This is a genomic window from Bradyrhizobium betae, from assembly GCF_008932115.1.
Taxonomy (GTDB): Bacteria; Pseudomonadota; Alphaproteobacteria; order Rhizobiales; family Xanthobacteraceae; genus Bradyrhizobium; species Bradyrhizobium betae.
Window position 1 is genome coordinate 467,677 of record NZ_CP044543.1, and the last position, 18,416, is coordinate 486,092.

An 18,416-nucleotide genomic window follows, 5' to 3' on the forward strand; every position below is an offset into this window, starting at 1 on the left:
CGGCACGACCAGCGCTCACCTGCCGAGCCACCGCGAGTCTCCGCACCACAACGGTCGCTGACCGATTGCTAAACACGACGAGGGCGTGAAGCCATGAACGATTGCTGCGGCTCTTCCATTCCGGTCGGCGAATTTGGACCGCCCGCGTCTGCGAGCGGCGCACTAGCCGCAAACCGGCCGGTGAAACGCGACCTTCGCAATTCAGGCTACGACCTCGTCGTGATCGGAGCTGGCTCGGCCGGATACTCGGCTTCCATCACCGCCGCCGAACAGGGTGCCCGCGTGGCGCTCATCGGCAGCGGCACCATCGGCGGTACCTGCGTCAACATCGGATGCGTCCCTTCGAAGACTCTGATCCGCGCGGCAGAGACTCTGCACAGCGCTCAGTCGGCATCGCGCTTCGCCGGCATCGCTGCCGAGGCGCGCATCATCGATTGGCGCCGAACAGTGCGCCAGAAGGACGCGCTGGTTTCCATGCTGCGTCAGGCCAAGTATGTCGACCTGCTCCCGGCCTACGACGGCATCGCCTATCGCGATGGGCCGGCACGCCTCGTCGACGGCGGCGTCGAGGTAAACGGCACGCGGATCCCCAGCGACAGGGTCATCATCGCCACAGGTGCCCGACCGGCCGTGCCCGCCATCCCAGGCATCGAGGCCGTGCCTTATCTTACAAGCACCACGGCGCTCGAGATGGAGGAACTGCCGGCGTCGCTCGTCGTCATCGGCGGGGGTTACATCGGCGCAGAACTCGCCCAGATGTTCGCCCGCTGCGGCGTCAAGGTGACGCTCGTCTGCCGGTCCCGCCTCGTTCCCGAGGCCGAGCCCGAAGTCGGCTCGGCACTTACGCGATATCTCCACGACGAAGGGGTCACCATAGAGAGCGGGGTCGTCTATCGCTCCATCCGCAAGACCGACGACCGCGTGTCGCTCGTCGTCACCCGCGGGGGTCGAGACTTCGCGATCGGCGCCGATCAAGTGCTGGTCTGCACTGGCCGTAGCCCGAACATCGAAGGCCTTGGGCTCCCCCAGCACGGCATCGCCGTGTCACCGAAGGGTGGTATCGTGGTCGACGATCATTTGCAGACGACCAAAGCCGGCGTTTATGCGGCCGGTGACGTGATCGGGCGCGACCAGTTCGTCTACATGGCCGCCTACGGCGCCAAGCTCGCCGCCAAGAACGCGCTCAATGGCGACAGCTTGCGCTACGACAACAGCGCCATGCCGGCCGTCGTGTTCACCGACCCACAAGTCGCGAGCGTCGGCCTTACCGAGGCCGCAGCGAGGGCCGCTGGACATCTGGTTCGCGTCTCGACGATCGGTCTCGACAAGGTGCCGCGCGCCCTCGCCGCGCGCGACATTCGCGGCCTCATCAAGCTTGTGGCCGACTCCGGTAGCGGTCGGCTGCTCGGCGCCCACATCCTCGCTCCGGAAGGTGCTGACAGCATTCAGACCGCGGCGCTCGCGATCCGGCATGGCCTTACGGTCGACGATCTCGCGGACACGATCTTTCCGTACCTCACGACGGTCGAGGGACTGAAGCTTGCTGCGCTGGCTTTCGGGAAGGACGTCGCCAAGCTTTCCTGCTGCGCTGGTTGATCCCCGAAGCACAGCCTCTGTCGTCGGCAAAGACGACCGAGACAGGGTTCGTCCTGAGGACGCAATTTCTGTCGGGGTCTAAGTACGATCGTCCTAAGACACGTCTATACCGACATGACGGTAGGAGTGCCGGCCGTACCCCGCGCGGTCGTGGTATCTGAGTAAGGAATTTGTCTGTGGTTGGTAACCTTGCCGCCCGTCGGAACGAACTGCCGTTCGGAGCCTAGCGCTCTCACCACCAACTCAACGGGCAAATAATTCAATGAAACAAGAATTCAATCGACGTATCGTCGTCCTGGCGGCCGCCGGCGGATTGCTCCTCACCTCCTTCGAGACCGGATTCGCGGCCTCACCGATAAAGCCAGCATTCGTCACGCACGCCGCCTTCTTCTCGGCGGAGACGAAACAGCCGAAGACGCTCGATCCGCAGGTCTTCGTCGAGGATGCCTCCGCTCCGGAAGCCACTGGTCCGCAAGGCATCAAGCACGTCGCCGGCGTACGGCCGCCGTTCATCGACCAGGATCCCAAGACGTCGAAATTATTCAACGCGGAGCACAAGCCCCTCGGCTTCGATCTTCAGTCATGGCTGGCAGCCACCGGCACCGTCACCATCACGGAGAAGGACGGCAAGGCGACTCTGGAGGCGACCTTTAAGAACCTGCAGCCAAACGCGAGCTATAGCCTCTTTGAGAACCACTTCGACACGAAACCGATCAGCTTCACGCCGATGGACGGCGCCGGGAAGACGAACAGCTTCACCGCGAAGGCCGACGGTACCGCCAGCATCGTTGTGACGTTGCCTAGCATTCCGACCCACGACAACGCAGTACTCGTCATCTACAACAGCGGCGGACAACCGCACGGAATGGAGCGCGGCCGCATCGGGGTCGATGCTCATCATCAGATCATAGCCCGGCCCGAGTGAAACTTGGGTTCGCGAGGTCGCAGCGCAAGGGTTAGGGGACCAACTTTGCCCCGATTAACGGACCAACTTATAGGGGACCAACTTTACCCGTGGCTGCAACGGGTGCCGTCGGCCCTCGCTCCAGTGCGGCTTTACCCGGATCACGACTGGCTGTTTTTCATTTTGGACGTTTTGAATGTGCAGCCGCTCGCTGTCGCAGCGCCGCTCGAACGCTGCGATCGTCTCGATCAGGCGCGTATTGGAGACTTCAAACGGCGGATGGTGCGTGCCGTCGCAGGACGACGTCTGCCAGCCTCGGCGGACTGATCGTCCAGATCCGCCTGAACAGAAGCTCGCTCGGGATGAAATCGATGCCGCGAGACGTCAACTCAAGATCCACCTCGAAAAGCTCATCGCAATCGTGAGGGAGCGATACATCGAAGTCGACATCGACAAGACGAATCTCGTCTTCGCGAAAGCTTATGCTTCTATTTTGGAGTCGGTTCGGAAAGACGAATAGGCGCGAGCGAACCCGAATCTAGCGTCTTTTTTGCCTATTGAGCGCGAATCCGAACGACAATACAGCGATCATGACGATCTGAGCGGCGACGGTCTGCACTGTCGGAAAGAAACCGACAAGCGAAAGGCGCGGCACCGCGTGCAGCGGGGAGATGCCGACGATGCCCGCTTCCTGCAGCGCGGAGATTCCCTTTCCTGCCAGCACGACGGTGAGGACCGCCATGAGCCAAGAGCTGTAGATGAAGAACTTGCCGATCGGCAGCCGACTGCTGTAGCGCAGCATCGCCCATGCCATGACCGTCAGTGCGATGCAGGCACTGAGCGCGCCGGCGAGAATCGCGCCGCCGTTCCCTTGATGCCAGAGCGCGGCGTAGAACAAGATGGTCTCGAACACCTCCCGATAGACGACGACGAATGCGAGGGCGAACAGAAACCAGGCCGACCCGCCGGACAGCGCCCTGGACATCCTCTCGCGGATATACCGTTGCCACTGATCCGCCTGCGCCTTGCCGTGCATCCAGATGCCGACCGACAGTAGCACCACCGCGGCGAAGACCGATCCGAACCCTTCGGTCAGTTCGCGGCTGGCTCCGCTGATGCCGATCATCCAGGTCGCGACGACCCATGTCAGGAAGCCCGCGAGGAGAGCGCCGATCCAGCCGGCGTGAACGTAAGGCATGACCTCCATTCGCTCGGCCTTGCAAAGAAAGGCGATCATCGCGACCACGATAAGGAGCGCTTCGAGACCCTCGCGCAACAGGATCGTCGCTGCCCCAAGGAATGTCGAAAGTGCACTCGTCGCATCCGGAGATAGCGCAGCTTGCGCGTCGTCGAGCATACCGTCCAGAACCTGAACCCGCTTCGACAGCGCGTCGGCGGTCTCGCCCTGGACAGCCGCGCGATACTCGCCCATCAGCCCTTCGATCCGCTCCATCAGGGTGCGGTCGCTCGCGATCAGCGCGGGTTCGATCGGCTCAAAGCCGTCCAAGTAGGCGGACAACGCCAGTTCGCCGGCGCGTTTGCGGTCGCCTGCCCGGACAGCGTCGATGCTCTCGGTCAAGCGTGCGCGGACCAGCGACAGCGACCCATCCTGCTGCGCGACGGCCTCCGGATGGCGGCGCAGGTACGCCATGACAGCATCAGCCTTGCCTTGTCCAATCCTGGCGGCGAGCGCGGCGGGCGTCGTCCTGACCAGTGCCTTCAGATCGGGAAGAAAACGGTGAAGCGATATGTCCTGCTTCCAAAGGCGTTCGCCTTCTGCTGCGTCGGCCTCCGGAAAGGCAAACTGTCCGGCGTAGAAGGCCAGTGCCCAGCGCTCATCGGCCGGCAGCCCCCGAAGGTTGCCATCGCCGTTCCGTCCAGTCCCTGCGTAATGACCTGATAGAGCCCGAAGATGCTGCGCTGACGAGCACGATCGGCAGCCGTGAAGGCGATGGGAGGTGTATCCAGCTTGGCCGCCTCCGGGCCGTGGCCGTCCCCCGCTTGTCCGTGGCAGGTCGCACAGTTCTGGCCGAAGGACGCGGAGCCGCGCGCGAGGTCGGGAGCTTTCGCCGGCGCGAGCGGCACGGGATAGGCCGCCAGGAGGGCGGCCGCCAAGCGGTGCGCGATCTCCGCAACCTGTTCCGGCTCGGCCTTGTCGGCGATCGCGCGCTTCAGCCTGTCAGCCTCCCCCAGGATCACCCCCTTCTCGGGCTTCGCCGGAAGCCCACGCAGCTTTTCGGCGACCGTGGCGGCGAACTCGTTCTGTTCGGCGTATTCCGAGGGGCTCGACACATGTCCGTGCGCGACCGCACCCGCGTAGTCGACTGCGATGTAGTCGAGGAGGCGCCAAGTGGTCTCGACATCGCCAGTTTCGGCCTTGGCCGGCCCCTGGAGCACAACAGCGAACACGACAAACAATACGAAGCGCAGCGGTCTGGCTCTCACGACGGTGCCTGCTGAAATGACGGGACTGAAGTTCGTAGCGCCTGGGCCAGGGTGAGCTCAATTGGAGCCGCTCTAATCTGGGCAGGGATCACCTCTTGTTGAAAATCTCGGCTTCGGCTCTCGAGGCGCTCGCCGCGGCGGCGACCACCGCGAGCGTCGCCGCCACGACGTCCGCCTCGCCCTTTTCGAAGTCGCCCTCGGTCTGCGCCATGGAATTCGTCTCGTGCGCAAAGCAGACGATGGGATTGCCGCTCGTCGTACCAAAGGCATAGAGAGCTGCAGCTTCCATTTCCACGTCAAGCGTCCCCATTTCGCGTGCACGCGCGATCGCCGCCTCGGTCTCGCGATAGGGTGCGTCCGTGCTCCACGTGGAGCCCCGATGCACCTTCTCGGGGAGCGAACGCCCGGCAATCTGAAGAAGTTCGGGAGGAAATCCGCCGAAGCCGTGAATCATCCATCCGTTCGAGTCACGACCCTGCGTCCAAATCCAGCCCGAGATCAGTGTCCCATTCCAGGCATAACCTCGCCGTTGAATATTTCAGGGTTCTTCGGGCCCTCTACGTGCAGCACACCGAGCAGGCCCCGCTCCATGCGGGCAAGGGCGTGATCGACGAGAGTGTAGTTGCCGGGCACGTCCAGCTTGAATTCGGTGATGACAGCGCCGCCCGCCGGAACCATAACCGTCTGGATGCCTTCGAGAGGAGGCGACGTGATGCCACCCAAATTATAGACCTTGTCGAATATCTCGCCGATGACATGAAACGACGAGGTGTAGTTGGGGCCCCCGACGCCAAAGAATATCCGCACGGTATCGCCGACCTTGGCCTCGAGCGGATGCAGCTTGGTGAGGGCGCCGACGGAGCCGTTGAACACGAAGTATTCGGGGCGCTCGTTGAGGAGCTTGTCCACGCTGAACTCGGCGCTACCGTGCTGGCCAAAGGCAATGTCGGAATAGATCTCGCCCTGCATGACGTAGAACTCGTGATCGACGGGCGGAAGCCCGCCTTCGGGCTCGACGAGAATGAGGCCGTACATACCATTGGCGATATGCTCGGCGACCATCGGCGTCGCGCAGTGATAGACGAAGAGGCCCGGCACCAGCGCCTTCCACGTCATTGACTTCTCGCCGCCCGGATCGACCTGCAGCGCGGCCGCGCCGCCGCCGGGACCGGTCGCCGCATGGAAGTCGACGGAATGGATCATGGCGCTGTCTGCGGAATTTTTCAGGTGGATGTCGACGGTGTCCCCGACGCGGACGCGAATGAACGGGCCCGGCACCTTGCCGTTGAAAGTCCAGTATCCGAACGTGGTGCCTTCGGCGAGCCTGCCCTCGACCTCGACGCTCAAGAGATCGACGCGAACGGTCTGCGGGTCGCGCTTGCCGATAGGAGGCGACAGATCGCCGGGCTCGCGCGAGATGTCGGCCTCGACGACTGTCTGCGGGGAAGGTCTCGGCGTGACGATGAACTGGCCTTCCATGCCCGCCAGTCGATGTCCAGGGACGCTGCAGTAGTAGGTGAAGTCCCCGGACTTGCCGGCTCTGAACGCTATGGTGGTACTCGCGCCCTTGCCGGTGACGCGCGGGGACTTGGTGTCCTGGTCGGGAAAGACGATGTCGTGCTCGGCGCCTTCGCCGTTAATCAGCGTGAGCTGGACCACCTGACCCTCGGAAGCGGTCAGCACCGGGTTGACCTTGCCCTCGATCGCGCCGCCGACTCCGATATAGACCATACGTCCTTCGGCGATGCCAGACCGCAGCGTGTATCTCGCATCGGCAACGTAGCCGATGTCGGCGCCGGTCGCGCTCTGTGGCCGGCTGGGGGGCGGCGCGCCTGCCGGCGTTGGCTGCGCCTGAGCGATGGGCGTCCCCGCGGCGCTCTGGCCCGCGGCTGCCGCGGTCGCCAGATAGGCGATGACGTCGGCCCGGTCGTGATCCGTCTTCAAACCCGGGAACGGCATCTTGTTACCGGGCACGACCTTCGCGGGATCGCCGAGATACCTGTCGAGCGTCTGGGGATCCCAGACTAGGTCCGCCTGCTTCATGGCAGGCGAATAATTGTAGCCGGGCTCGGTACCCGACTTGCGACCGATCACACCTGCGAGCGAAGGCCCCAGCATGTTCTTGCCAGCATCAAGCGAGTGGCAGGCCTGGCATTTGCGGAAGACCAGACGTCCGGCGGCAGCATCGCCGGCGCCTGCCGCAGGTGCCGCTCCGGCCACCGATGTCGCTGACTGGGCGACTGGCGCAGCTTGGCCGCTCGGCGTCGGAGCCGGCACAGACGCCATCTGTGCCATGTGGTCATGCGGCTCGTCAGCTCGTTTTTGTTCCACGGCCCGCGGAGACGCCGCCGTCTCCGACGAGGAAGGCGGCGTCTGCTGGCGAGCCGGTGGAGTCGACGCCTGCGCGCGCTGTGGCTCGGCTGTCGTCTTTCGAGTTGATTGATCAGGCGGTGTGACGTGCGCCATCTGGTGACTGGTGTCGCCAGATGGCTTCTCGGAGGACGCCATCTCGTTCTGCAGCCCGGCGCTCTCCGTCGAGTAGAACAATTGGCCGAGCCAGAGCCCTCCGACAATCAGCACCAAGCCAATCAATAGTATCGACCAGCGGCGCAGCGCCTCGGTGGCAGTGTCCCACATCGAGCTCCTCCCCTAGGATGGCGTCCCCTCTTCCTGGTCCGTTCGAACCAGTCAGTAACCTCTACGATGTCGGGCTGCTGCGACGCGTAGTCAAGTTGGCCATTCGGAGGCCTTCGGGACGGACACGCGCTGCTTTCGTGGCGAAAGAGGTAATTCACCTATCGAGAGACGATATTATGGCCGAAAGCCGCATCGGCTCGAACTCAGTTCCTTGGCGGCGCAGCGTGCGCGGCGACGCCTGCTTGAACACAAAAAAGTGGTCCATTGTCGGGCTTTCCGTCATCTTGACACATCGAGCACAGTGAGCGTCCGGATCTGATGACCCGGAGTCTGAAATTCGATGCTTTGCCCGACAGTCAAGCCGATGAGGGCAGCTCCGACCGGCGTCAGAACCGAGATCCGGTCCAGCTTGATGTCCGCTTCGTGAGGATAGACGAGCATCACCTCACGGGTCTCACCCGTCCTGTCATCCCGATAGCTCACGCGTGAGCTCATCCTGACGACTCCATGCATGTCCATGTCGTCGGTGACGACGGTCGCACGCTCCATTTCCCTTGCGAGGAAATGAGACACACGGGGAAAGAGCTCGACGCTCAAATTGGCCAGCGCGTTGAGACGACGCATTTCTTCCTCGATCACCTTGATGGGTGGCAGGGGCATTGCTTCCTGCCGGCGGTGGCGGTTGGTATTGGTCATGCTCACTCCAATTGTAAATCTCGCCATGTCTAGGCGGCGGTTGGCCGGGTCATCGTCAACCGGTTTGGTCTTTGCGGACCCCGGTGCGCGGAACAGGGGGCGACATTCGTTCGGACCGCTTCACGCTGTGGATCGTGACGACGGTCGGGCAGCCGGGATGCGCCAGTTCGTCCAGTAGGTCCCTCAAGATCCGACTTTCGCGAACGGCTCGACGTCATCCGCCTCGTCGCGCACGATCTCGGCGCGGTTGATCTCGCCCCTCAGCGAGGCCGCGTCGACATCCCCCTGGTGGGCTGCAGCGCGCGAACTGCTCGAGACGTGGATAGTCAACCGGTCAATGTGATCTTCGGAAGAGGCAGCACCAGAGGCTCCTTCTGTTCGAGTCGAAGCGGCCTCCCAGGCGGAAGCCACGACAAAAGGATGGAAAATCCGGACGGCGCGTGCGGCCGTCCGGCTAAATGCCTGCTTGCAGGCGACCGCCGTGAAGATGAAGTCGCGCGAGACGCGGGTCGATATCGACGGAATAGGTCATAATGTAGTGAACATAGCCCACCGTTACGCTGTGACCATTGTGACGAAAACGCGCATGGCGAACTAGGACCGCGATTCGCGTCGCGGTTTTGATTCATGGTAGCGAGACTGTGCGGCAGGCCGCGCCAGCTATCTCCACCAATTGTTTGCGGCGGCAACCGTTTGGAAGTGCACGGCAATGACATGGGAAGCGTTGATCAACTGCGAGGAATCCTGCTCGTAAGCCGCGCGCAAATGCGACCTTACCTGATCGGAGGGCTGTGTGAGCTTCACGCCCATGCGCGAGAGCTTGACGGCGAGCTCAAAGCCAGCCTGTGGAGTGTCGGTCTTCAGCGACGGCAGCCAGACATCGGCCATTTGGGAGTCCTCCAAATTCTACTTTGCAATTCAAGCCTACTCCTATAAATATGTATTTTGAATACCTATTTATGGAGCCTGTCACGACTCGGGAGAGGTCCGCGAGCCTCGGACTGGCATCGCGAGTGTCAACGGCATCACACCCGATCTCGGCAAAGGGTTCAGGAGTCAACAGGAAGGAACCATGAATGAGATATCGATACCGTCTCGTGACCGACGAAGCGTCACCTGATCCCTATTCCGGCAGCAGCCTGGTGCCGATGCTGGTCGCCGGCCTTGTCTTGACCTTCGTTGGGATGATCGCCGCGGTCATGTTAGCCTAATGCGGATGCGATCCACGGGCGACGTAGAACTATCGCGGTACGCAACGATCGTTAGATGAAACACGTCACGAGAGCGAGAGGAGTTTCACGGTAGCGATGGGCCAATGGCCGTGGATCTGCGACCCGCCTGGTCAGCCGAGGCGATGCTGCGCAAGCCGTCGAGGGCCCTGTTGATCAGTTCATCGTCGCCTTGCGCTGAACAGACAGCATAGACCGGATAAAAGAAACTGGGGGCACCCGCAACGAGATGCAACTTTCCGCTCGCGATGTAAGGTGCAACGACGCGCTGTCGAAAGTAGCCTGACCCGCCCGCTTCAAGAATGTAGGTCAGCGCCAGCGGCCCGAGACCGACGAAGAGACCCGGATTGTTATCTTCAGGGAAGCTCAATTCGTGATGGTGAGCAAAGTCGGCGCCCCAGTCGACATAGACATAGCTGTCCAGCTCGACCGCCTCGGTATTCGCCTTAGTCGTGACGAGAACCAGCTTTTCCTCCAGAAGCAATTCAACACGCGCACCCGGCCGATGCTGCGGCGCATACATCACCGCGATGTCCAACGCGCCCGCCGACACTTGACTGGTCAGACTGTCGGGCACGTCGACCTGGACGCGAAGCGCTACGTCGGGCGCGGAACGACGCATCCAGTGAAGCCATTCGATGAGCCATGGATGCCACAGGCTCAACTCACCGCCGATGGTCAGGACGGCCCGCCGCCCAGGAGGCACCGCGACCTGATGTCGGGCTCTCTGCCACAACTGGACGAACATTGGCGCGTAACGCAGAAACTGCTCGCCGGCTGACGTCAGCGCTGCGCCATTCTTGTTGCGGACGAAGAGCGGACGACCGAGTTGCTGCTCGAGCGTCCGGATGCGGGCACTGACGGCCGTCTGGCTAACGTTGAGCTGCTCGGCGGCGCGCACGAAACTGCGCGCTCTGACGATTTCCAGAAAGGTCCGCGCAAGCTCGACGTCCATGGCACCGATCTCCCTCACGGCAATCTAGCAATTTTTATGCTACAATGAAGCGATTAAATTCGTTTGCTTGTTATAAAAAGCCGACCGAGGATCGTCTGGAGCAGAACGTTGTATTTGGCCGCGGGCGATCCTTCCCGCCGGACCGTGGGAGCGCATGGCGATGCCAGGGCTTGCTGCGACGGCACCAACCAAGCGAAACATTGATTTCGTCGGGAGCGACCTCGCGATCGTGAGGCCCGATTGTGGGTGGCAAGAGAGCCCTTCGCGCGGAGCATCGCAGGACGTTGCTTCCGGAAACATCACGGGCCATCTCACGTCGCCCGACGCCATGGGCGATCGGGGAGCGGTTCCAGCCGTGCAGACGGTCGCCTCCTGCGGAGCATCCGGTCCCGCTCATTGGCGACATGCGACGGGAAAGGCGCTTCCCATTCCCGCAACATACTCGCTTTGGACGAGCGGCCGAGGGCGGCCCCCTGCTGCAAGCGACAAACACCTTGGAGGTCATGATGCCTGAAGACGGCGGCGGTTCGGGGCTCGTCTCCCTTTTCTGGGGATTGTGGATGTACTGGTTCTTCTCCTCCTGGTGCGAACATTTCTTATCCGCCTCCAACGCGAGAGACGCTCGCCAGTCCCGGCGAGCCACTTCGCCCGCGGCGGCTTCCGCACGGCGCATCGCGGCGGAATGCGCAGGAGTTGAGACGACCGTGCTGCGGATCCTCGAACGCTGCGGCGGCATCGCGGTCGACGACTTCCTCGCTGGAAGACTCCCCGTCTACGAGGCGATCGTAGCTGCATTCGACGCCGGAGATCGAACGACACTCCAGACCTACGTCTCCGCCGAGGTTTACGACGACTTTTCCGAGGCCATTGCGGCGCGAGAAGCCCGCCAGCAGACGACGGAAACGCGGTTCGTGCGCATCGAGCCACCTGAGATCGTCGCCGCTCACTTCGATGAGGCCCGTGCGGAGATCTCCATCCGCTTCGTCACGGACTCCTACAAGCTGATGCGAAACGCTTCCGGACAATCGATCGAGAGCATGCATGCCGAGCGGCACAGCCTCGACGTCTGGACGTTCGGCTCCATGCCCTCGACCAACGACTGGCGGCTGATTGCAACCGGGGCTTCGTGATGATCCAGAACCGCGGGTGCTTCGACCGGTCCGAGGACGAGACCGACGCCGAATATGCGTCGTCCCCCTGCTACATGCACGGAGTCGATCTCTCCTACTTCGGACTGAAGCCATCGACGTGCCTCGTCTCGGATCCCGATCTGAACACCTTGGATATCTCCGCAAGCACCTCGCGATACGTTCACTCCCAGAGAGACGCTGTCGTCGTGTGGATCGGACTGCGAACGCTCCTGAGAGCGCTGTCTCAAACCATCGGACGAGAAGCGGCCGCGCAAATCGAAGGAATGGAGGCGCGTCGCAAAATTCGAGCGCTGGCCCGTTTGCGTGCCCGCACCACGTCAAAACGCTGAGGTTAGCCACCCCAGTGATCTCGTGAAAGGAAGACGGACAAATGTCGTTTTCTCAAGACGTCACTTCCCATCCGCATGCACACGAGCAACCAACCGGCTGGCGTCGATACGTCTATTCGACCAATCATAAGGACATCGGCACGATGTACCTGGTGTTTGCGATGTCCGCAGGATTGATCGGCGCCATACTTTCGGTCGCGATCCGAGCCGAATTGCAGGAGCCGGGCGTGCAGATCTTCGGCGATCCGCACACGTACAACGTCTTCGTGACTGGACACGGCCTTATCATGATCTTCTTCACGCTCATGCCAGCGATGATGGGGGGCTTCGGCAATTGGCTGGTGCCTCTGATGATCGGGGCACCGGACATGGCCTTCCCGCGCATGAACAACATTTCCTTCTGGCTGCTCCCTGCCTCGTTCACGCTGCTGGTCATCTCCATGTTCGTCGAAGGTGAGCCCGGCACGTCCGGAGCCGGTACCGGCTGGACGCTCTACGCGCCCCTCTCCACGGCCGGACATCCCGGCCCGTCGGTCGATTTCGTCATCCTGTCGCTGCATCTGGCCGGTGCATCGTCCATCCTGGGCGCGATCAACTTCATTACCACGATCTTCAACATGCGCGCTCCCGGCATGACCATGCACAAGATGCCTCTGTTCGTCTGGTCGGTGCTGGTGACGGCATTCCTGCTGCTGCTGTCGCTGCCCGTGCTCGCCGGCGGCATCACCATGCTGCTCACCGACCGCAATTTCGAAACGACCTTCTTCGCGCCGGAAGGCGGTGGGGATCCGGTGCTGTTCCAGCACCTCTTCTGGTTCTTCGGCCACCCCGAAGTCTACATCATGATCCTCCCGGGCTTCGGGATCGTCAGCCAGGTGGTCTCGACCTTCAGTCGCAAACCCGTGTTCGGCTATCTCGGAATGGCCTATGCGATGATTGCCATCGGGTTCATCGGTTTCGTCGTCTGGGCTCATCATATGTACACCGTCGGCATGTCCAGCAGCGCCCAGGCCTACTTTGCCGTCGCCAGCATGGTCATCGCGGTGCCGACCGGAGTGAAGATCTTCTCCTGGATCGCCACCATGTGGGGCGGTTCGTTGAAGTTCGAAACGCCGATGCTCTGGGCGATCGGGTTTATCTTCGTGTTCACGATCGGCGGCGTGACCGGGGTGGTGCTGGCCAATCCGGGGGTCGACCGGTCGCTCCAGGACACCTATTACGTGGTGGCGCACTTCCACTACGTGCTGTCGCTGGGCGCCGTCTTCTCGATCTTCGCCGGCTGGTATTACTGGTTCCCGAAATTCACGGGATACATGTATTCGGAGACGTTGGGCAAGCTGCACTTCTGGTTGACCTTCGTCGGCGTCAATCTCGCATTCTTCCCGATGCATTTCCTCGGCCTGTCCGGAATGCCGCGCCGCATCGTCGACTATCCGGACGCGTTCGCAGGGCTCAACCTGATTTCGTCGGTCGGCGCCTATGTTTCCGGCGCCGGCCTCATCGTGTTCTTTGCCGGCCTGGTCTACGCCCTCCTCCGCAAGTCGAGGGCTGCCGGCAACCCCTGGGGCGAAGGTGCGACCACGCTCGAATGGACCTTGCCTTCGCCGCCACGGTTTCATGAATTCGAGGTTCTCCCGCGAATTCGATGACCGTGCCCTGATGCTTGATTGCGCTCAGGAGGCTGACTTGGGGGAAAGCAAATGAGAAGGAGAGCCCCATGACGAGACGGTTGCTCGATCCCAAGGCCAAGAAGGTTCTGGATGTTCAGCTGGATACAGAGCTTCAGGAAACATTTCCCGCCAGTGATCCATTGAAAATCACGCGCTTCGCCGGCCCGCTCTACGAAGCGAATGCAAGGACCGAGATGTCGATGTTTCCCCGCCGTCGCTCGGTACGAGTTCGCTCCACCAGCAAGGGAAGTCCAAAAACCATGAGCACAAAGAGCGCAGACCACATCAAGATCAAGCGAGCCTACGAGCCGCCCGCCTCCGAAGACGGCACCCGAGTCCTCATAGACCGGCTGTGGCCACGCGGAGTGAAGAAGGCCGATGCCGCGATAGATGAATGGATGAAGACGATCGCGCCGAGCACGGAATTGCGTAAATGGTTCGGACATGCCCCCGAGCGCTGGCCGGAGTTTCAGCGGCGCTACCGGTCGGAACTCCAACGACAGGGCGCCGAGCTCGGGCGATTGCGCGAGCTCGCGCAGGACGGGCCGGTCACGCTCGTCTACGCCGCGCATGATGCTGCACACAATGACGCCGTGGTACTCAGAAAGCTCCTCCTCAGCGGAGATTGAATGGACATGTTCATCTCTGGAGCGCGTCGCAGATTTGGAGGTGAGCCGTGATCACTCGCCGTTCCGACGAAGTACCCCATTTTACGCTCCTGAAGCGCTTTCCGGTGCCCAGAAACTTCGGCGTACCCGCCGAGTCCCGCATCGGAAAGGGACGAACGTGGCCGGCTCCGACGGATGCAGTCCGGATCAAACGATTTGACGTCTATCGCTACGATCCGGATTCTGACGCACGCCCACGCATCGATACCTTCCAGGTCGATCTCGACGATTGCGGTCCGATGCTGCTCGACGCTCTCATCTGGATCAAAAACAAGGTCGACCCGAGCCTCACCTTCCGCCGCTCATGCCGTGAGGGTGTCTGCGGCTCTTGCGCGATGAACATCGACGGTACGAATTGGCTGGCCTGCACGAGGTTCATTTCCGATCTGGGCGCGCCGGCAACGATCTATCCCCTGGCGAATATGAGGATCATCAAGGATCTGGTTCCCGATCTCACTCACCTGTTTGCACAACACAGGCTGATCGAGCCATGGCTTCGCTCCAAAACGCCTGATCCCGAACGCGAGCGGCGTCAATCGCCGGCGGAGCGGCACCGGCTCGACGGCCTGTACGAATGCATTCTGTGCTTCTGTTGTACCTCGGGCTGTCCGAGCCACTGGTGGAACGGCGATCGCTTTCTGGGTCCTGCGGTACTTCTTCAGGCCAAACGTTGGCTGGCGGACAGCCGCGACGAGGCGACGGGCGAGCGGCTCGACGAACTCCAAGATCCATTCCGGCTCTATCGCTGCCATACGATCCTGAACTGCACCCGGACTTGTCCCAAGGGACTGAACCCTGGACAGGCGATCGCCGACATCAAGACCATGCTGATCGAACGCCGAGACTGAAGGAGAGAGGATCGATCCATGCCAAGTGCTCCAACAGATCGCCAAAGGCCAACTTCGCCAAACATTCAGATCTACAGGCCTCAGCTCACCTCGGTCCTGTCAATCGCGAACAGAATGACTGGCATGGCGTTGAGTGCTTATGCGGTCGCGCTGGTCGTCTGGCTGGTTGCAGTGGCGGCCGGGCCGGTCAGCTACGCTACGGTCCAGTCGTTCATCGGATCGTGGCTCGGTCAGATCCTGCTGCTAGGGTGCACATTCTCCTTTCTTCTGCACCTTTGCGGCGGAATTCGGCACCTCGCCTGGGATCTGGGATACGGCTTCAGTCTCGGCGCAATCTACGCCTCCGGATGGGCGGTGGTCGCGACAAGCGTAACGCTGACAGCTCTCACGTGGGGCCTCGGAATCAGTTTGGCGGGACACGGCAGATGAGCAGGACCGGGATGCGTTCCCCGCTCGGCAAGGCACTTGGGCTAGGCTCTGCTCGGAATGGGACGGAAGATTGGTTGCTTGAACGCATCTCGGCGGTCGCCCTCGTCCCGCTCACCTTGTGGTTTACGGTCTCAATCGTGATGCACGGAGGCGACGACTACGCGACGATGGTGACCTGGCTCAAGATGCCCGTCACGACGATCCTGATGACCCTGCTTCTGATCGCGCTGTTCCATCATACCGCGCTCGGACTCCAGGTGGTGATCGAAGATTATGTTCACTCGCGCATCAAGCTTCCGGCGCTGGTCGGCATGCGGCTGGGCTGCCTCGCGATGGCGGTCACGGGACTCGTGACAATGCTGAAGGTCGCATTTGGAGATTGAGCCGAGCCGAATCGAACATTTCCGTCAGACATCAGCGAGCGCTCCGGCGCAACTGCGGATCACGACGCAAATATCCATCATGGGAGTATCAGCCTTCAATGATCGTCGAAGCAATCCTGCCCGCCGCACGCGAACGGCTCATCATCCTCAGCGACGAGGCTCCGCTCATCGATGCCGCAAGACTCCTGCGAGACTTCGAAGCGGACCTCGTTGTCGTACACAACTCCGACCGACGGCTGGCTGGAGTCATCACCAAGACGGACGTTGTCCGCCAAATCAGCCATTGTCAGGGTACTTCCTGCATTGCGGCAGCTTCGACCATCATGACCAAGCCAGTCGTCTATTGCCATCGCGATGACTTGTTGAGCGATGTCTGGTCCGTGATGAAGGAGCAGCATCTGAAGAACGTTCCGATTCTGGATCCGGATTCCCGTCCGATCGGCGTGCTCAACGCAAGGGATGCACTCGAAGCCCTCCTCGAGGAACTAGAATATGAGGAAGTTCTGCTGCGAGAATACGTGATGTGCGTTGGCTATCACTAACGGCGGTGATCGCGCGCCGGCCGCGAGGAAACGACTGGATCCGCTTTCGCGGAGAACAAGGAGTGTTGAAATGAGCGATACGCTGTACCCGACGTCGTCGCGCGAGCTTGCCGAGAAGCGTCGGCTCCTCGCCCCGGAGACTGAAAAGGCGTTCCAGGCTTTCAGCCGCCAGGTGTTTGCCGATGGCGCACTACCGGCGAAGACCAAGCAACTGATTGCGGTTGCAGTGGCCCATGTGACGCAGTGCCCCTACTGCATCAAGGGCCACACCAAGGCCGCGCTCCGCCACGGCGCCACGCGCCAGGAACTGATCGAAGCAATCTGGGTCGCGGCCGAGATGCGGGCCGGCGGAGCCTATGCCCATAGCGCCCTCGCGTTGACGACCATGGACGAGGTCGAGGGTCCGTCCAAGGGCTGAAAACGGGCACGCGCTTCCCAGGGGATCATCGTGGCCGACGGCAGCCATCGCGAGCCCGGTCACAGCGAGTGCGACCAGAATGAGGAGGGCAGATTGGCGTTCGCTGCGTGTGAGCTGTCCGATCATCCCGCCTCCCCCGGTCGTTTCCGGCGCACCGCGACGACACGTCCGGCTGGCCGGAGCCGCTGCACGTCGTCGCCGTCTCCATCCCTCAAAGAGACATTTTAAATATATCTTAATGAAGCGGCAGCTGCAATTGATTTTTGGTCGCGAGCGCAGCCTCGGAACCCACTATGGATCTTTTTCCGCGACGACGTAGATGGCGCTCAAGTTCGACCGATAACGCTCGAACACCCACCGCATGGCCATCACGCGGCGTCGCGCCGCGTCGTCCTTCAGGAGATTTCCCGCGAGTCTCAATGCTCCGAGGATGCCTTCGTCCTCGACCAGCCGGAGCGGCCGAAGCAAGTGCATCGGCGCATGGCCGATGGCAACGACGCGGAATCCAACGCCCTGCAGAAGGTCTTTCCATTCCCGGCTGCGCAGCGGCCGGGCGCCGACGTGAATGACCGACGAAAGCGCGCGATCGATCTCCTGCTGACGGTCGGACGGCATGTCGTCGGGGACGATCGCGAGCTCGTGAATGCCGTAGCGGCCGCCGGGACGCAGCAGCCGGTACGCCTCGGCCGCGATCATGCGCTTGTGCTCCGCGGTCTGCATGCTCAACATCGCCTCACCGACAACCGCCGAGGCGGATCCGGCGGGCAGCAGCGTCCGGTCGGCCCGACCGACGACAACGGAAATGGAAGGAGCGGACGGCAGCTGCCGAGCGGTCCATTGCGCTGCCTGAGCATCGCGCTCGATTGCCGTGTAGCGCAGCGGCTCACGTTGCAGGATCAGACGGGCAGTGCCCCCGAGACCCGGCGCGAACTCCACCACTTCGTCCGCCGGGCCGATGGCGAGATCGGCGAGCAGAGTTCGCGTCAGCTTGAGACCTCCTGGACGCAAGACCCGCTTGCCGAGCCTGGCGAGCAGCCAATGTCCCGGCATCTTCGCGATGTCGAGTCCACTGCCCGGCAATTCCGCGCCGTGGATGGAATGAATATCCGTCATCTTTCGTCTCCTTCGGTTCGCAACGCCATCGGTGTTAGCCGGCCGCCCGCTGCAAGGCGCCCGGCATCGCGTGGTCGCCGAAATCGATCGCCGATCTGCGGATCAGGCGGCCCGCCGAGTCCGTGATCAGCCGCGCGCGCCGGTTCCGATGGAAAAAGGTCAGCCGAAACTCTCCCTCGTCCTCCCCGGTTCCACGCTCGCAGACGCTCGTGATTTTGCCCTTGCGCATCAGCATCGGCACGCTGGTCGCCGGCAGGTGCAGAAGCTCGCCGATCAGCGCGGCATCAACGACGAACGTGTCGTCGCTGAACTCGATGACGCCACCGGCCGGTGCTTGGGATTCGGGTTTCTGGAGGCTCTTGATCATCAAAGATTCTCCTTGTCGCGGGACATTAAAAGATAT

Annotated in this window: 23 protein-coding genes; 13 read left to right on the forward strand and 10 right to left on the reverse strand. The window is 62.0% G+C overall.

Annotated features, from left to right (window positions below):
• Positions 1 to 93: 93 nt before the first annotated feature.
• From merA to F8237_RS02465, 3 genes are all read left to right on the forward strand, one after another.
• Positions 94 to 1,596, forward strand: a complete 1,503-nt coding sequence (gene merA, locus F8237_RS02455) for a mercury(II) reductase (RefSeq protein WP_151642240.1) — start codon at positions 94 to 96, stop codon at positions 1,594 to 1,596.
• 262 nt (positions 1,597 to 1,858) lie between these two features.
• Positions 1,859 to 2,521 carry a hypothetical protein gene (locus F8237_RS02460; protein WP_201280177.1) on the forward strand — a complete coding sequence of 221 codons (663 nt, stop codon included), beginning with the start codon at positions 1,859 to 1,861 and terminating at the stop codon, positions 2,519 to 2,521.
• Positions 2,522 to 2,696: 175 nt separating this feature from the next.
• The gene (locus F8237_RS02465; RefSeq protein WP_151642241.1) at positions 2,697 to 3,020 is read left to right on the forward strand and encodes a hypothetical protein; all 324 of its coding nucleotides are present in this window, start codon (positions 2,697 to 2,699) and stop codon (positions 3,018 to 3,020) included.
• An 18-nt stretch (positions 3,021 to 3,038) separates the two neighbouring features.
• Here F8237_RS02465 and F8237_RS36785 read toward each other — a convergent pair whose 3' ends face one another.
• The 7 genes from F8237_RS36785 to F8237_RS02490 all read right to left on the reverse strand — a co-directional run bounded on the left by F8237_RS36785 (position 3,039) and on the right by F8237_RS02490 (position 9,166).
• Entirely contained in the window at positions 3,039 to 4,151 is a 1,113-nt protein-coding gene (locus F8237_RS36785; RefSeq protein ID WP_201280178.1) for an FTR1 family iron permease, read from the reverse strand.
• 68 nt (positions 4,152 to 4,219) lie between these two features.
• Positions 4,220 to 4,909 (reverse strand): c-type cytochrome, encoded by a 690-nt coding sequence (locus F8237_RS36790; RefSeq protein ID WP_244626171.1) that lies wholly within the window; start codon positions 4,907 to 4,909, stop codon positions 4,220 to 4,222.
• Positions 4,910 to 5,033: 124 nt separating this feature from the next.
• Positions 5,034 to 5,399: a phosphorylase family protein gene (locus F8237_RS02475; RefSeq protein ID WP_151642242.1), complete on the reverse strand. Its 366-nt coding sequence runs from the start codon at positions 5,397 to 5,399 to the stop codon at positions 5,034 to 5,036.
• Between the two features lie 44 nt (positions 5,400 to 5,443).
• Complete coding sequence (nirK, locus tag F8237_RS02480) at positions 5,444 to 7,582, reverse strand: copper-containing nitrite reductase (RefSeq protein ID WP_151642243.1); 2,139 nt, start codon at positions 7,580 to 7,582, stop codon at positions 5,444 to 5,446.
• 279 nt (positions 7,583 to 7,861) lie between these two features.
• Positions 7,862 to 8,278, reverse strand: a complete 417-nt coding sequence (rnk, locus tag F8237_RS02485) for a nucleoside diphosphate kinase regulator (protein ID WP_244626066.1) — start codon at positions 8,276 to 8,278, stop codon at positions 7,862 to 7,864.
• Between the two features lie 183 nt (positions 8,279 to 8,461).
• A complete protein-coding gene (locus F8237_RS35870; protein WP_154696350.1) occupies positions 8,462 to 8,608 on the reverse strand; it encodes a hypothetical protein in 147 nt (48 codons plus the stop codon).
• A 330-nt stretch (positions 8,609 to 8,938) separates the two neighbouring features.
• A complete protein-coding gene (locus tag F8237_RS02490; RefSeq protein ID WP_151642244.1) occupies positions 8,939 to 9,166 on the reverse strand; it encodes a hexameric tyrosine-coordinated heme protein in 228 nt (75 codons plus the stop codon).
• Between the two features lie 188 nt (positions 9,167 to 9,354).
• Between F8237_RS02490 and F8237_RS37180 the strand changes: the two genes are divergently transcribed.
• Positions 9,355 to 9,489: a hypothetical protein gene (locus F8237_RS37180; RefSeq protein WP_259172044.1), complete on the forward strand. Its 135-nt coding sequence runs from the start codon at positions 9,355 to 9,357 to the stop codon at positions 9,487 to 9,489.
• Between the two features lie 85 nt (positions 9,490 to 9,574).
• Here the strand turns inward: F8237_RS37180 and F8237_RS02495 are convergent, their stop codons facing one another.
• Positions 9,575 to 10,462 carry a LysR family transcriptional regulator gene (locus tag F8237_RS02495; RefSeq protein ID WP_151642245.1) on the reverse strand — a complete coding sequence of 296 codons (888 nt, stop codon included), beginning with the start codon at positions 10,460 to 10,462 and terminating at the stop codon, positions 9,575 to 9,577.
• Between the two features lie 560 nt (positions 10,463 to 11,022).
• Between F8237_RS02495 and F8237_RS02500 the strand changes: the two genes are divergently transcribed.
• The 9 genes from F8237_RS02500 to F8237_RS02540 all read left to right on the forward strand — a co-directional run bounded on the left by F8237_RS02500 (position 11,023) and on the right by F8237_RS02540 (position 16,900).
• The gene (locus F8237_RS02500) at positions 11,023 to 11,592 is read left to right on the forward strand and encodes a Tim44/TimA family putative adaptor protein (protein ID WP_244626172.1); all 570 of its coding nucleotides are present in this window, start codon (positions 11,023 to 11,025) and stop codon (positions 11,590 to 11,592) included.
• On the forward strand, positions 11,592 to 11,942 hold the full coding sequence (locus F8237_RS02505; RefSeq protein WP_151642247.1) for a hypothetical protein: 351 nt from the start codon (positions 11,592 to 11,594) through the stop codon (positions 11,940 to 11,942). The genes F8237_RS02500 and F8237_RS02505 overlap by 1 nt, the downstream gene beginning before the upstream one ends.
• Before the next feature lie 41 nt (positions 11,943 to 11,983).
• On the forward strand, positions 11,984 to 13,591 hold the full coding sequence (ctaD, locus tag F8237_RS02510; protein ID WP_151642248.1) for a cytochrome c oxidase subunit I: 1,608 nt from the start codon (positions 11,984 to 11,986) through the stop codon (positions 13,589 to 13,591).
• A gap of 68 nt (positions 13,592 to 13,659) precedes the next feature.
• The gene (locus F8237_RS37340) at positions 13,660 to 14,241 is read left to right on the forward strand and encodes a DUF488 domain-containing protein (RefSeq protein ID WP_310472466.1); all 582 of its coding nucleotides are present in this window, start codon (positions 13,660 to 13,662) and stop codon (positions 14,239 to 14,241) included.
• Between the two features lie 104 nt (positions 14,242 to 14,345).
• Positions 14,346 to 15,128, forward strand: coding sequence for a succinate dehydrogenase iron-sulfur subunit (locus tag F8237_RS02520; protein ID WP_162006341.1), 783 nt, complete (start codon positions 14,346 to 14,348; stop codon positions 15,126 to 15,128).
• Positions 15,129 to 15,146: 18 nt separating this feature from the next.
• The gene (gene sdhC, locus F8237_RS02525) at positions 15,147 to 15,557 is read left to right on the forward strand and encodes a succinate dehydrogenase, cytochrome b556 subunit (protein WP_151642249.1); all 411 of its coding nucleotides are present in this window, start codon (positions 15,147 to 15,149) and stop codon (positions 15,555 to 15,557) included.
• A gap of 11 nt (positions 15,558 to 15,568) precedes the next feature.
• Positions 15,569 to 15,940: a succinate dehydrogenase, hydrophobic membrane anchor protein gene (gene sdhD / locus F8237_RS02530; protein WP_151650439.1), complete on the forward strand. Its 372-nt coding sequence runs from the start codon at positions 15,569 to 15,571 to the stop codon at positions 15,938 to 15,940.
• Between the two features lie 98 nt (positions 15,941 to 16,038).
• Positions 16,039 to 16,482, forward strand: coding sequence for a CBS domain-containing protein (locus F8237_RS02535; protein WP_151642250.1), 444 nt, complete (start codon positions 16,039 to 16,041; stop codon positions 16,480 to 16,482).
• Positions 16,483 to 16,552: 70 nt separating this feature from the next.
• A complete protein-coding gene (locus tag F8237_RS02540) occupies positions 16,553 to 16,900 on the forward strand; it encodes a carboxymuconolactone decarboxylase family protein (protein WP_151642251.1) in 348 nt (115 codons plus the stop codon).
• Positions 16,901 to 17,191: 291 nt separating this feature from the next.
• Here F8237_RS02540 and F8237_RS02545 read toward each other — a convergent pair whose 3' ends face one another.
• Both F8237_RS02545 and F8237_RS02550 read right to left on the reverse strand, forming a co-directional pair.
• Positions 17,192 to 18,013 carry a class I SAM-dependent methyltransferase gene (locus F8237_RS02545; RefSeq protein ID WP_151642252.1) on the reverse strand — a complete coding sequence of 274 codons (822 nt, stop codon included), beginning with the start codon at positions 18,011 to 18,013 and terminating at the stop codon, positions 17,192 to 17,194.
• Positions 18,014 to 18,047: 34 nt separating this feature from the next.
• Positions 18,048 to 18,380 carry a DUF6522 family protein gene (locus tag F8237_RS02550; RefSeq protein ID WP_151642253.1) on the reverse strand — a complete coding sequence of 111 codons (333 nt, stop codon included), beginning with the start codon at positions 18,378 to 18,380 and terminating at the stop codon, positions 18,048 to 18,050.
• Positions 18,381 to 18,416 lie beyond the last annotated feature (36 nt).